We start from the raw sequence: 13400 nt of genomic DNA on the forward strand, positions 1-13400 counted from the left end.
GATGTGCGCTGCATCCGCGAGAACGCCTGACATCGATGCCGCTGAGATCTGCTCGACGACAGCGGATCTCAGCGCCGGTGCAATCCGGACAGCAGCGTGTCGAGGATCGGGGAGCGGCGTGCGTCGCTGCGCAGGACCGCGGAGACCGGAATTCGTAGTCGATGTTCGGCGAGGCGCAGGACGACCAGGCCCTCGGTCGGGCTGTCGGCGTAGAGCACGGTCCAGGCGTCGGGGCGATTGATCAGTTCCATGGTCGCGGTGTGATCAGGTGGAATCGGTGGACCGAAGGTGGGTCCCGCCGACAGTTCGGCGAAGGCGGCCCGAATCACATTGTGCAGCAGGACCTGTTCCTGCTCGGGCGGGAGCAGCAGCGGATACGGGCTCAGATCCGCCAGTGTCACCTGGTCGTGCGGGGCCAGCGGATGGGCGGCGGAGGTGGCGATGACGAGGTCCTCGATCCATAGCTTCTCCACGGCGAGGCCGGGCTCTTCGACACTGCCGCGGATCAGTGCGAGATCGCAGTCGCCGTCGGCCACCGCGGTGATCCGCTGCCGGAACGGTTTGATGACGAATTCGATTTCGGCATCCGGATGCGCGGCGCGCGCCCCGGCGATCGCGGACAGGGATCGGGTCGCGAAGGACATATTGGCGGCCAGCCGGATGCGGTGACCGGAGGTGCGCACGGTGGCGCGGATGGCCGACTCAAGGCTGAGCATCTGTTTAGCCAGGGGAAGTAGCCGCATGGTCGCGTCGGTCGGCACAACGGCCCTGGTCGAACGCTCGAACAAGGCTACGCCGAGGTCACGCTCCAATCGGGCGATCTGATGGCTGATCGCCGATTGGGAGATATAGCAGCGGGCCGCGGCCCTGCTGAAACTCAGCTCCTCGCACACCGCGACGAAGTAGGTGAGCTGGCGAAGCTCCACTTGATCTCCAATTCATGAGCAATCCAGATAAGAGTCATATCTATTATGCGCCTGAACACCTGAAATATCTGCGGATCGAATGACGGTTGGTAATGAGAGAAGGAGGCTGTCATGGAACACGCAGATGTTGTCATCGTTGGATCGGGATTCGGGGGGCTTGCCGCCGCTAAGCAGTTGGCCAAATCGGGCATCAATTACGTTCTTATCTCGAGCACTTCGGAGCATCTCTTCCAGCCGTTGCTCTACCAGGTCGCGACAGGTGTGCTGGCATCGCACGAGATCGCGCCGCCGATCGCCTCGGTACTGCGCAGGCACAGGGAAGCCGACGTTCGGCTCGGCAAGGTCGTCGCCATCGACGCCGACAACGCGGTGCTCACCTACGAGCACGACGGCGAGCGCACGCAGATCCGCTACGGCTCGCTGATCGCCGCCACCGGCGCGTCGCAGTCGTACTTCGGCCGCGACGATTTCGCCGATAAGACGTTCTCGCTCAAGACCATCGATGATGCGAAGCTGCTTCGCGCACAGATCGAACGCGTCTTCACCGAGGCCGAGGACGCGGATGCGGAGACCCGAAAGCGACTGCTGAGCTTCGTGGTGGTCGGCGCGGGCGCCACCGGTGTCGAGGTTGCCGGTCAGCTGAAGGAACTCGCGAAACGGTACTACCACCAAGAAGTTTCGGTGACCCTGGTCGAGGGTGCGGGCGAGGTGCTGCCGCCCTTCGGTGGCGGACTCTCGGAATACGCGAAGGCATCGCTGACCAAGAGTGGTGTCGAGGTGCTGCTGGGCACCTTCGTGACCGATATCGAATACGGCAAGGTGACCGTCAAGGACAAGCAGGGCATCGAGCGCCGGATCGCGGCCGAGACGGTGGTCTGGTCGGCGGGTGTGCAGGCGGGCGGGTTCGCGCAGATCCTGGCCGAGGCCACCGGCTGTGAAACCGACCGCGCCGGAAGGCTTTTGATCAATCCGGACCTGACCGTCGGCGGACATGCCGATATCTACGCCATCGGCGATATGACCTCGCTCAACGGCTATCCGGGCCAGTCGCCGGTCGCCATGCAGGAGGGCAGGCACGCCGCCGACATCATTCGGCGCAAGCAGCTGCCCGGCACCCCGTTCAAGTACTGGGACAAGGGCAGCATGGCGGTGATCAGCAGGTTCAGCGCGGTGGTGAAACTCAACGAGCACATCACCTTCCGCGGCGTCATCGCGTGGACCATGTGGCTCGCGGTGCACCTGCTGTACCTGGTCGGGTTCCGCAACCGTTTCGCCGCCGTGGCCTCGTGGCTCGTCGCCTTCATCGGCACGGGTCGTCCCGGTTTCGACGAGGTGGACACGGTGCGGGATCCGGTGCGGATATCGGAGCGCGACGCCGCCTGATCTGTTCCGAAAAGGTCACGGATCAGGCAAAAGGCGGCGGTAGTGATGCGGGAGACGGAACGCGACGCGACAGTTCGGTGAACGCTCGGTGTGATCATCATCTCGTTCACCGAACCGGCATCGCGGCGACACTTCGAGGTCGCTAGGGCGCAGTTTCGGACTGGCTTGATCACGGATATGACTATTTCGTCCGTGTTGACAGCCCCGGCTCGACCGACGGACTCCGGGGCGGAACGGTCTCGGTATTCGCTGGTCGTCTCCTCCGATTCGGCGCACCGACTGGCCGCGCAGCGCCTGCGCTACGGCGTCTTCGCCAGCGAGCCCGGCTTCCGGATTCCCGACAACGGAACGGGTCTGGACGCGGACCATTTCGACGAGCACTGCGACCACCTGTTGGTCCGCGACGACCGGACCGGGGAATTCGTCGGCTGCTACCGAATGCTGCCGCCGGACAAGGTGACTGCCGCGGGCGGCTACTACACGGCCACCGAATTCGATCTGGCGCAACTGGATCCGGAGGGCAACCGGATCGTGGAAATGGGCCGTGCGTGTGTGGTACCCGACCACCGCAACGGCTCGGTGCTGACCCTCATGTGGGCTGGCATCCTGCACTACATCCAGCTCACCGGATACGAATGGGTGATGGGCTGTGTCTCGGTGCCCATGCAGGACACTCCCGCCGATCCGGCCGGTGTGAATGTGCGCGGCGTGCGGGATATGTTGCTCGGCCGCCACGGATCCGATCCGGAGCGACGGGTGCACCCCCATCGCCCGGTGGTCGTCGACGGGCTGACGCTGGACGAGATGACGCCGCCCGCGCGCCCGAAGCTGCCCCCGCTACTGCGCGGCTACCTGCGGCTTGGCGCGGAGATCTGCGGTGAACCCGCACACGATCCGGATTTCGCGGTCGCCGATTTCGTCGCGCTGCTCGGCCTGAACACGATCAACACCCGCTACCTCAACCGATTACAAGACGCGGCCGATGCACTCGACGGGGGACGGTGAGTCAGATGGTGTTCGACGCTCCGCCCGCAGAGCGCACCGCGCATTCCTGGATGCCGTCGAGCCCGTGTGGGTCCGGCTGTATCGATTCGGTCGATGAGATCGGCACCGCACGGGTGATCGGCCGACTATTCGGCGTGGCCGGATTGTTGCTCAGCTTTCCCGTTGTCAATGTCGTGACGCCGCGCGGGCGGCGCGAACAGCTGCATCGGTGGTATGCGCGAAGTGTTTTGAGCTGTCTGGGGATTCGGTTGCGCGTTGTCGACAACCGAGCGAATGCGGGGGAGTCGGCCGATGCGCGCTTCGGCGATTCGGGGGATGGGCTGCTGATCGTGGCCGGACATATCGGCTGGACCGATGTGGTTGTCATGGCCGCGGTGCAGCCGCTGGGCTTCGTGGCCCGCGCCGATATGGTTGATTGGCCGCTGCTCGGTGGGCTGGCCAAACTCATGCGGGTCATCCCGATCGAACGCGAACGGTTGCGCGAATTGCCTGGTGTGGTGGCGCGTCTCGGTGAGCGGCTGGCGGCGGGGGATCGGGTCGCGGTTTTCCCCGAGGGGACTACCTGGTGTGGCCGCGCCTATGGGAGGATGCGGCCCGCGCTCTTCCAGGCGGCGGTGGACACCGGAACCTCGGTGCAGCCGGTGCGGCTGCGGTATGTGGACGCGCACGGCACTCAGTCGACGATTCCCGGATTCGTCGGTGACGACAGCTTCGGCACCTCGGCGAAGCGGGTCCTGCGCTCGCGCGGCATGGTGGCCGAGGTGGTGCTCGAGCCGGTGGAGTATCCCGGACTCGATCGCCGTGATCTGGCCCGCCGGTGCGAACAGGCGGTGCGCGGCACCGATCTGTCGCGCCACGGGGCCATCGAGGCATCGGATTGGATCGAGGCGACGGCAACTCGCGTACAGGATCCGGAGTCGGCCGAGGCGCAGCCGCAACGGCCGTCGCGGCGGTTGCGACCGTTCCGGCGCAGGGGCTCCGGCCATCAAGTTGCCCAGTCCGCGGTGTCCACAGACTGATCGAAGGGCACGGTCACGAGGCCGACCGGGCGTTTGCCGGTCGGCCTCGGCCGTTTCGGCCTGTGTGCGCGCCGTCTCATCGATCTCACCGCACTCGGCTGGGACAACCTGGTGCGGAGTGCAGCGGGCTTCGAGATCGGCGCGACGTGCACCATCCGCGAGCTGAATTCCTGTGCGTCGTCGAGTGACTGGCCCGCCGGGATGCTGTTCACCACGTGCTGCGAGGCGTTCTGGTCCTCGTTCGAGGTCCGGAACGCGGCGACGGCGGGGAAGACGATCCGTCGCCTCGGGATTTGCCGCCGGATGGGGCGCTGACCATCGAGGACGCGCCGGGACGGGGAATACCGGAAGGTGGTCATCGGGTTGCGCATCGTGGGTGCGTCGTGGGCAAATCGGCGAATGCAGCGGGATACCCCGAAGATATGCAGGTCAACGGTGGGATAGGGTTTAACAGTCATGAAGTCGGCTTTTGCGGGTCCGGTCCATGGGGCGCCCCAGACGGTCTACCTCGATCACGCGGCGACCACTCCGATGGTGCCTGCCGCGATCGAGGCGATGACGGCTGCCCTCGGGATGGCGGGCAATGCCTCGTCACTGCACGGTTCGGGACGTGCGGCCCGGCGGATGCTGGAGGAGGCACGCGAGTCGATCGCCGCCGATCTGGGCGCCCGGCCCTCTGAGGTGATCTTCACCTCCGGCGGGACCGAGAGCGACAATCTGGCGATCAAGGGCATCTACTGGGCCCGCCATGATGCCGAACCGCGCCGGACCAGGATTATCGCGGGTTCGACCGAACATCATGCCGTCATCGATGCCGTCGAGTGGCTGGAGCAGCACGAGGGCGCGCAGGTGATCTGGCTGCCGGTCGACTCCGACGGCGTGGTGTCGCCGCGGGTGCTGCGCGATGCGCTGGCCGAACATGCCGACGAGGTCGCACTGGTGTCCATCATGTGGGCCAATAACGAGGTCGGCACCATTGCGCCGATCGTCGAATTGGCTACGGTGGCACAGGAATTCGGTGTGCCCATGCACAGTGACGCGATCCAGGCCGGCGCGCAGTTGCCGATCGATTTCGCGGCGAGTGGACTTTCGGCGGCGAGTTTCGCCGGGCACAAGGTCGGCGGACCGCATGGTGTCGGCGTGCTGCTGCTCGGCAGGCAGGTGCCGTGTGTGCCGCTCCTGCACGGCGGCGGGCACGAGCGCGATCTGCGCTCCGGGACTTCCGATACCGCCGCGGCCGTCGGACTCGCCACCGCACTGAACTACACGGTGACCGAGTTGCCGACGCGCACAAAGGAATTGACCGCGCTTCGGGACGAGTTGATCAGGGGCATCCGCGACGCCGTGCCGGACGCGGTGCTGAGCGGTCCGGACGGTGCGCGCCGGTTGCCGGGCAATGTGCACTTCACTTTCCCCGGCTGCGAAGGTGATTCGCTGCTCATGTTGCTGGACGCGGCCGGGATCGAATGCTCTACCGGGTCGGCCTGCAATGCGGGTGTGGCCACCCCGAGTCACGTGTTGATCGCCATGGGCGTGCAGCCTTGGCAGGCCCGCGGTTCACTGCGCTTTTCGTTGGGGCACACCTCGACGCGCGCCGATGTGGACGCGGTGCTGAATGTCTTGCCCCAGATTGTGGAAAGGGCCATGGCCGCGGGTCTGGCCGGTGCGAAGGGAGGTGTCTGATGCGGGTACTCGCCGCGATGAGTGGTGGTGTGGATTCGGCCGTGGCGGCGGCACGTGCCGTCGACGCTGGTCACGAGGTGGTCGGCGTACATCTGGCACTGTCCGCGACACCGGGCACCCTGCGCACCGGCTCGCGCGGTTGCTGCTCGAAGGAGGACGCGGGCGACGCCAGGCGGGCCGCCGACGTGCTCGGAATTCCCTTCTATGTCTGGGATTTCGCGGACCGCTTCAAGGAAGACGTGATCGACGATTTCGTCGCCGCCTACGCCGCGGGTGAGACGCCCAACCCATGCCTGCGCTGCAATGAGAAGATCAAGTTCTCCGCCCTCGCCGACCGTGCGGTGGCTCTCGGCTTCGACGCCGTGGTCACCGGGCATTACGCCCGGCTCGAGGACGGTGTGCTGCGCCGTGCCGTCGATGCCGACAAGGACCAGTCCTATGTGCTCGCGGTGCTGACCGCGCAGCAGCTGTCGCGGGCCATGTTCCCGGTGGGCGACACCCCTAAGCCGCAGATCCGCGCCGAGGCCGCCGAGCGCGGGCTCGCGGTGGCGAATAAGCCCGACAGCCATGACATCTGCTTCATCCCGTCCGGTGACACCCGTGCCTTCCTCGGCGCGAAGATCGGCATCCGGCCCGGTGCGGTTGTCGATTCCGACGGGCAGGTGCTCGCGAATCACGAAGGCGTGCACGGGTTCACGATCGGTCAGCGCAAGGGGCTCGGACTGCCGGGACCGGCGGCCGACGGTAAGCCGCGCTATGTCACCGAGATCGATCCCGACTCCGGCACCGTCCGCGTCGGCTCGGCCGAGGACCTGCGGGTGTGGACCGTAGCGGCCGAGCGCGCCATCTGGACCTCCGGCACTGCTCCCGAGGGGCCGATCGAGTGCGTGGCGCAGGTGCGCGCGCACGGTGGAACCGCAGCGGCCGTGGCCGAGGCGGGCAGCGACGGGCTGATCGTGCGACTGCGCGAGTCGCTGACCGGTGTGGCCCGCGGCCAGGCCGTCGTGCTGTATCGCCCGGATGCGTCGGGAGATCAGGTGATCGGCAGCGGCACAATCACCGGCACCGCGCGCGATGCGTCGGATTCTGTGAGTAGCGCGGGCGCGAGCACAAGGCAGTGAGTGACGCCGACATCGGACGGCGCGGCAAGCGAAATCGCTTCGTCCCGGTGCGGACCGGGATCCACCACACAATGGGGTGTATACCCCGCGTAGCGGCAACGCAGTGAGCGAGCGGCAGCGAGTGAACCATCGACACAGCGAGTGTCAGCGACTGAGCCATCAGTACGTGCAATCGCGCACCACGGAGCCGAGCGTCAGCGAGGCGCAGTCGTGAGTGAAATCGCCGAGGAGTCAGGCAAGATCCCGGCGCGGGAACCCGTGCGTATTCCGGGCGGGATCGCGACCGCTGTCGGTTCCTGGCCGGGGACCGATCCGCGGGAGGCCGCGGCGACCATCATCGGTGAGTTGCCGGATCTGCCGCATCTGGTCGAATTGCCCGGGCGCGGTGTGGGTTCGGACATGATCGGCCGCGTATCGGCACTCCTGGTGGATATGCGGTTCGACACCACCACGCGGGGTTACCGGCTGGCGGCCAGGCCCGGTGCGGTCTCGCGGCGTGCGCGCGATCTGCTGAGGTCGGATCTGGACGCACTCGAAGAGGTCTGGGCGACAGCGGGTTCGGTAGGCACGGTCAAACTGCAGGCCACTGGTCCGCTGACGCTCGCGGCCCAACTCGAACTGCCCGTAGGACACCGCGTCCTCACCGATTCCGGTGCGGTGCGCGATATTTCGGAATCCCTGGCCGAAGGACTTGCCCAGCATGTGGACGAGGTGCGCAAACGTCTCGGCGCGGAGGTCGTTCTGCAACTGGATGAACCATCACTGACCGATGTGCTGAACGGCTCGCTGCGCGGCGTCAGTGTGCTGAACACGGTGCGCGCGGTCCCCGAACCGGAGGCACTCGCGGTGCTGGACGCGGTCATCACCGCCCAAGCCGCCCCGGTCCTGGTCCACACCTGTGCCGACGCGCCCGCCCTAGCCTGCCTCCGTAGCAGCGCGGCCACCGCGATCGGCTTCGATATGGCTACCATCACCACCAGCGCACTCGACGATATCGGTGAAACACTCGACGCGGGAAAGCAATTGGCCCTTGGCCTCGTTCCCACAACACAACCCGGCAAACCCCCGACCTGGCGAGATATCGCAGAACCCGGCGTCCGACTCATCGACCGCCTCGGCCTGCGTCGCACCGTCCTGGCCTCCCAGATCCTGGTCGCTCCCGCCTGCGGCTTGGGCGGTGCCCCACTCGAATGGGCCCGCCGAGCCCTGCGCCTCTCCACCGAAGTAGCCCGCGCCTTCGCCGAAGAGCCGGAGTCCCTGAACTTCTCCTGACGCCCGGTGCTGCCATTGCTATCGTCGTAGGTACGGACGCGCGAGGACTACGGGCGGGTATGGGTTAGTCCGGTCAGCCGTCCGCTTCACACCGCACTGCAGCTGCGACCTGTGCGTCCCCTCCGTTGTTGTGAACGGCGCACAATTGCACGCCGTCATGACCGCCGCGACCCGGGACTGGCATCCGCGGGTTCGCGAGATCGTCGCGCACTGCCGGCCCGATTCACTGTTCGCGCTGCCGTTGCGCACCAGCGTGCCGATCGACCCATGGCCGACCACCCCCGTCACCCTGCTCGGCGATGCGATCCATGCGATGAGTCCGGCGGCGGGTTCCGGTACGGCACTGCGCGATGCGGCTCGGTTGACCGTCGCCTTGATCGAGGCGCGCGCGGACGGCGATCTGATCGCCGCATTGCGCGCGTACGAGACGGAGATGATCGACTACGGATTCGCGGCGGTGCGGGCGGGCGCTATCGACGGGCAACATCACCTCCGACAGCATCCGCTGCCCGGATAGTCCGCCGCGACGTGCGGGAATGTGGCGGTGACATGTCGGTGGGCTCGACTAGTGTGCGTTGGGTGAGTGACAGCGACATTGCGGCGGAGCCGGCCACGGCGGAGCAGCGGGTGGAGTGGCAGCGGCTTGCGGACGAGGTTCGGGAGCACCAGTTCCGGTATTACGTGCGGGACGCGCCCATCATCTCCGACGGTGAGTTCGACAAGCTGCTGCGGCAACTGCAGGCGCTCGAGGACGCGCATCCGGATCTGCGCACGCCCGATTCGCCGACCCAGCTGGTCGGCGGCGGATTCGCGACGGATTTCACCGCCGTGGACCACCTCGAGCGAATGCTGTCGCTGGACAATGTCTTCGACTTCGACGAGTTGCGCACCTGGGCCGGCCGGGTCGAAGCCGAGACCGGATCGAATCTGCACTACCTGTGCGAGGTGAAGATCGACGGTGTCGCGCTGAACCTGGTGTACGAGAAGGGGCGACTGGCGCGCGGCGCGACTCGCGGTGACGGGCGCACCGGTGAGGACGTCACACTCAACGCGCGCACCATCGAGGACATTCCGGGCGAACTGACCGCGACCTCGGAATTCCCGATCCCGGAGCTGCTCGAGGTGCGCGGCGAGGTCTACTTCCGCCTGGAGGATTTCGAGACCCTCAACGCGGCGATCGTGGCCGAGGGCAAACCGCCGTATGCGAATCCGCGCAATACCGCGGCGGGTTCGCTGCGCCAGAAGGATCCGGCGGTCACCGCGCGGCGGCGGCTGCGGATGATCTGCCACGGCTTCGGACGCATCGAGGGCTACACGCCGACCTCGCAGCACGAGGCCTACCGCGCGCTCGCCGCATGGGGTCTACCGGTCTCCGAGCACACCGAATTGGTGCAGGGCATCGATGCGGTGATCGAGCGCGTCAATTATTGGGGCGAGCACCGTCACGATATCGAGCACGAAATCGACGGCCAGGTGATCAAGGTCGACGAGATGGCATTGCAGCGCAGGCTCGGCTCGACCTCGCGTGCCCCCCGCTGGGCGATCGCCTACAAGTACCCGCCCGAAGAGGCCACCACCAAGCTGCTGAATATCGAGGTGAACGTCGGCCGCACCGGCCGGGTGACCCCGTTCGCGGTGATGGAACCGGTCTCCATCGCGGGCTCCACGGTCGCTATGGCCACCCTGCACAATGCTTCCGAGGTCAAGCGCAAGGGCGTGCTCATCGGCGACACTGTCACCATCCGCAAGGCCGGCGACGTGATTCCGGAGGTGCTCGGCCCGGTGGTCGACGCACGCACCGGCGACGAGCGCGAATTCGTCATGCCGACGCACTGTCCGGAATGCGGCACCGAGCTGGCGCCGCAGAAGGAGGGTGACGCCGATATCCGCTGTCCCAACCAGCAGTTCTGCCCGGCACAGCTGCGGGAGCGGGTGTTCCATGTGGCCGGTCGCGGTGCGTTCGACATCGAATCGCTCGGCTACGAAGCCGCCAATGATCTGCTGAAGTCGAGCGCGATCACCGATGAGGGCGATCTGTTCGACCTCGACGAGGCCCGACTACTGACCACCACGCTGTTCGCCAACAAGGACGGCGGTCTGTCCGCCAACGGCAAGCGACTGCTGGAGAACTTGCGGAACGCCAAGAATCGGCCGCTGTGGCGGGTGCTCGTCGGGTTGTCCATCCGGCACGTCGGGCCGACCGCGGCACGGGTGCTGGCAAGGGAGTTCGGCAGTCTCGATCGGATCCAGGATGCCGCGGTCGAGGAACTGGCCGCCGCCGACGGTGTCGGCCCGACCATTGCCGCCGCGGTCGCCGAATGGTTCACCGTCGATTGGCATCGCGCGATCGTCGACAAGTGGCGTGCCGCAGGCGTGCGGATGGCCGATGAACGCGACGCGTCCATCGCGCGCACTCTCGAGGGGCTATCGATCGTGGTAACCGGGTCGCTGGAAGGGTTCTCCCGCGACGGCGCCAAGGAAGCGATCCTGGTGCGCGGCGGCAAGGCCGCGGGTTCGGTCTCGAAGAAGACGGCATTCGTGGTGATCGGTGATTCGCCGGGCTCCAAGGCCGCGAAGGCGGAGGAACTCGGTGTGCCGATCCTTGATGAGGACGGATTCCGCGTGCTGCTCGAGGAGGGCCCGGCGGCGGTTACGCCGGAGACGGCCGCGGAGGATGCCGAAGCCGAGGAGTAGATAGATATGCCGTCGGCGAATACTCCTTGACCTGAACCTGGCTTCAGGTATGACGATCGACTGGTAGGTAACTATCAGGAGATTCGATATGACTCACCGCTCTACTGCTCTGATCACCGGTGCTTCGGCGGGATTCGGTCTGGCTCTTGCGCGCTCGCTCATCGGGCGCGGCTGGCGGGTGATCGGCACCGCCCGGCACGCCGACCGGCTGTCGCTGGCAGGGGCCGAACTCGGCGAAGCCTTTTTCCCAGTGCCGGGCGATATCACCGATCCGGCGCACCGCGCGGAGCTGGCCGAGGTCGCGGGCGAATTCGGACATCTCGACCTGCTCGTGAACAATGCGAGCAGGCTCGGGCCCAGCCCGATGCCGCGACTGGCGAACTATCCGCTCGATCAGCTCGAGCTGGTGTACCGAACCAATGTCATTGCCCCGCTCGCGGTTCTGCAGTTCGCGCTGCCACTGCTGGACCCGGATGGGGTCGTGATGAATATCAGCTCCGACGCGGGCGTCGAACCGTATCCGAACTGGGGCGGCTACGGCTCGTCGAAGGCCGCCCTGGATCAACTGACCGCCATCCTGGCCGCCGAACATCCGGAGCTGTCGATCTACTCCTTCGATCCCGGCGATATGCGCACCGAAATGCATCAGGCGGCCTTTCCCGGCGACGATATCTCCGATCGTCCCGAGCCCGAGACCGTCGTGCCCGCGCTGCTGCGCTTGATCGAGCAGCGACCCAAGAACGACCGTTATATCGCCGCCGATTTCGCCGCGGGGGTCGGTAGATGACAACCGCGTTGAATGAATGGCCCGATGTTCTGCCACCCGAGCGCAATGCCGCCGCTCCGCCGGAGGCGCGGGGACTGGTCCGCGACCAGGTACGGATGCTGGTGGCGGCGGATCGCCTCACCCACAACACCTTCCGTGAACTGCCGCGGCATTTGCGCTCGGGCGACCTTGTGGTGGTGAACAATTCGGCGACGCTGGCCGCAGCGGTCGACGGCACCCTCGACGACATGCCGGTCACACTGCATCTGTCCACCTGGCTCAACGCGCCCGTCGACGGGGCGAGCGGGCCATCGGACACCTTCGGCGGTTGCGACGGACTGTGGGTGGTGGAGGTGCGCACCCGCGAGCGCACGCCCTATCCGCGTGACCTCCACCCGGGCAACGAGATTCAGCTGCCGGAAGGTGCCATCGCCACCCTGCGTGAACCGTGGCTGCCGGGTGCGCGCCGACTCTGGATCGCCGAACTGAGCGCCGATCCCACCTGGCTGCTGGCGACCCACGGCTATCCGATCACCTATTCGTATGTGCCACAACGCTGGTCGCCTTCGTACTATACGACCGTCTTCGGTCGGATCCCGGGCAGCGCCGAAATGCCGAGTGCGGCACGGCCGTTCACGCAAAGCCTGGTGCTCGACCTGGTGACCTCGGGCGTCGCGTTCGCGCCGATTACCCTGCACACCGGGGTCTCCTCACCTGAGGCGGGCGAGCCTCCGAGCCCGGAGCGGTTCGCGGTATCGGCGACGACCGCACGTCTGGTGAACGACACCAAGGCGGCGGGCGGCCGCATCATCGCGGTCGGCACCACGGTGACGCGAGCGTTGGAGACAACCGCCGATCACAACGGAATCGTGCATCCGGCCCGGGGGTGGACCGACCTGGTCCTCGGCCCGCGACAGCCGGCCAGGGTGGTCGACGGCATCATTACCGGCTGGCACGCACCCGGCGCATCGCATCTGGAGTTACTCGTTGCGATCGCGGGCGAGGCCACCGTCCACGAGGCGTATGCCACCGCACTCGATACCGGATATCTCTGGCACGAGTTCGGTGACAGCGCCTTGCTGTTCGGCCCCGACGCTAGGAGGGGCTGATGCTCACGGTGGAATCGAGCTGGCCACCGACGTCGATCCGGCCGCACTGACCATTGCTGAGATCGAGATGGGCGGTCCTGGTCTTGGTCCGGCTCTTCTGGATGGTGGTGTCGACGATGACCTGGACCTTGCCCACCGAGCACACCTTCACGAGCGCGGGTGAGCCGTCGAAGCTGTAGGTGCCGCCACTTTGGCAGGTGTTGGTCTCGTCGTGGAAGAAGATCCGGGCGGTTCCGTCCGGACAGGGTGCCTCGGCGGCAGCTTGCGGCGGTCCGAGCACGACCAGCGGGCCGAGTGCGAGCGCGGCCGCGACGGAGCTGCGGGCTACTAGACGACTAATCGTCAGGTCCATCGTTGAATCCCTCATCAGTACATTTCCGGCAGATGCCAGCGGATAGCCGCGGCGCCTGCATGATAACGCG

Annotated in this window: 12 protein-coding genes; 10 read left to right on the top strand and 2 right to left on the bottom strand. The window is 66.5% G+C overall.

Annotated elements, in window-relative coordinates; genetic code table 11:
* Nucleotides 1–68: 68 nt before the first annotated feature.
* Entirely contained in the window at nt 69–926 is an 858-nt protein-coding gene (locus tag ACQPXH_RS09510; protein ID WP_433601946.1) for a LysR family transcriptional regulator, read from the bottom strand.
* 111 nt (nt 927–1037) lie between these two features.
* On the opposite strand from ACQPXH_RS09510, the gene ACQPXH_RS09515 reads away from it, so the two are divergent.
* The 10 genes from ACQPXH_RS09515 (at nt 1038) to ACQPXH_RS09560 (ending at nt 12978) form a co-directional block, all read left to right on the top strand.
* Nucleotides 1038–2309 carry an NAD(P)/FAD-dependent oxidoreductase gene (locus ACQPXH_RS09515; RefSeq protein WP_433601947.1) on the top strand — a complete coding sequence of 424 codons (1272 nt, stop codon included), beginning with the start codon at nt 1038–1040 and terminating at the stop codon, nt 2307–2309.
* 177 nt (nt 2310–2486) lie between these two features.
* Nucleotides 2487–3314, top strand: a complete 828-nt coding sequence (locus tag ACQPXH_RS09520) for a GNAT family N-acetyltransferase (RefSeq protein ID WP_433601948.1) — start codon at nt 2487–2489, stop codon at nt 3312–3314.
* Nucleotides 3311–4333 (top strand): lysophospholipid acyltransferase family protein, encoded by a 1023-nt coding sequence (locus ACQPXH_RS09525; RefSeq protein ID WP_433601949.1) that lies wholly within the window; start codon nt 3311–3313, stop codon nt 4331–4333. The genes ACQPXH_RS09520 and ACQPXH_RS09525 overlap by 4 nt, the downstream gene beginning before the upstream one ends.
* 456 nt (nt 4334–4789) lie before the next feature.
* On the top strand, nt 4790–6016 hold the full coding sequence (locus ACQPXH_RS09530; RefSeq protein ID WP_433601950.1) for a cysteine desulfurase family protein: 1227 nt from the start codon (nt 4790–4792) through the stop codon (nt 6014–6016).
* The gene (mnmA, locus tag ACQPXH_RS09535) at nt 6016–7137 is read left to right on the top strand and encodes a tRNA 2-thiouridine(34) synthase MnmA (RefSeq protein ID WP_433601951.1); all 1122 of its coding nucleotides are present in this window, start codon (nt 6016–6018) and stop codon (nt 7135–7137) included. The genes ACQPXH_RS09530 and mnmA overlap by 1 nt, the downstream gene beginning before the upstream one ends.
* Before the next feature lie 219 nt (nt 7138–7356).
* Nucleotides 7357–8409, top strand: coding sequence for a methionine synthase (locus ACQPXH_RS09540; protein ID WP_433603390.1), 1053 nt, complete (start codon nt 7357–7359; stop codon nt 8407–8409).
* A gap of 157 nt (nt 8410–8566) precedes the next feature.
* The gene (locus ACQPXH_RS09545; protein ID WP_433601952.1) at nt 8567–8926 is read left to right on the top strand and encodes an FAD-dependent oxidoreductase; all 360 of its coding nucleotides are present in this window, start codon (nt 8567–8569) and stop codon (nt 8924–8926) included.
* A gap of 32 nt (nt 8927–8958) precedes the next feature.
* A complete protein-coding gene (gene ligA / locus ACQPXH_RS09550; protein WP_433601953.1) occupies nt 8959–11103 on the top strand; it encodes an NAD-dependent DNA ligase LigA in 2145 nt (714 codons plus the stop codon).
* A gap of 88 nt (nt 11104–11191) precedes the next feature.
* Entirely contained in the window at nt 11192–11890 is a 699-nt protein-coding gene (locus ACQPXH_RS09555) for an SDR family oxidoreductase (RefSeq protein WP_433601954.1), read from the top strand.
* Entirely contained in the window at nt 11887–12978 is a 1092-nt protein-coding gene (locus ACQPXH_RS09560; RefSeq protein WP_433601955.1) for an S-adenosylmethionine:tRNA ribosyltransferase-isomerase, read from the top strand. The genes ACQPXH_RS09555 and ACQPXH_RS09560 overlap by 4 nt, the downstream gene beginning before the upstream one ends.
* Here the strand turns inward: ACQPXH_RS09560 and ACQPXH_RS09565 are convergent.
* A complete protein-coding gene (locus tag ACQPXH_RS09565; protein ID WP_433601956.1) occupies nt 12965–13330 on the bottom strand; it encodes a hypothetical protein in 366 nt (121 codons plus the stop codon). The two genes, ACQPXH_RS09560 and ACQPXH_RS09565, sit on opposite strands and share 14 nt — an antisense overlap.
* Nucleotides 13331–13400: the final 70 nt, after the last annotated feature.

It is taken from the genome of Nocardia sp. CA-135953 (genome assembly GCF_050955735.1).
Lineage (GTDB): Bacteria > Actinomycetota > Actinomycetes > Mycobacteriales > Mycobacteriaceae > Nocardia.

Coding starts and splice junctions, on each gene's coding strand:
- ACQPXH_RS09520 (WP_433601948.1), top strand. CDS start 2,487: ATGACTATTTCGTCCGTGTTGACAGCCCCGGCTCGACCGACGGACTCC.
- ACQPXH_RS09565 (WP_433601956.1), bottom strand. CDS start 13,330: ATGGACCTGACGATTAGTCGTCTAGTAGCCCGCAGCTCCGTCGCGGCC.
- ligA (WP_433601953.1), top strand. CDS start 8,959: ATGTCGGTGGGCTCGACTAGTGTGCGTTGGGTGAGTGACAGCGACATT.
- ACQPXH_RS09530 (WP_433601950.1), top strand. CDS start 4,790: ATGAAGTCGGCTTTTGCGGGTCCGGTCCATGGGGCGCCCCAGACGGTC.
- ACQPXH_RS09545 (WP_433601952.1), top strand. CDS start 8,567: ATGACCGCCGCGACCCGGGACTGGCATCCGCGGGTTCGCGAGATCGTC.
- ACQPXH_RS09560 (WP_433601955.1), top strand. CDS start 11,887: ATGACAACCGCGTTGAATGAATGGCCCGATGTTCTGCCACCCGAGCGC.
- ACQPXH_RS09555 (WP_433601954.1), top strand. CDS start 11,192: ATGACTCACCGCTCTACTGCTCTGATCACCGGTGCTTCGGCGGGATTC.
- mnmA (WP_433601951.1), top strand. CDS start 6,016: ATGCGGGTACTCGCCGCGATGAGTGGTGGTGTGGATTCGGCCGTGGCG.
- ACQPXH_RS09515 (WP_433601947.1), top strand. CDS start 1,038: ATGGAACACGCAGATGTTGTCATCGTTGGATCGGGATTCGGGGGGCTT.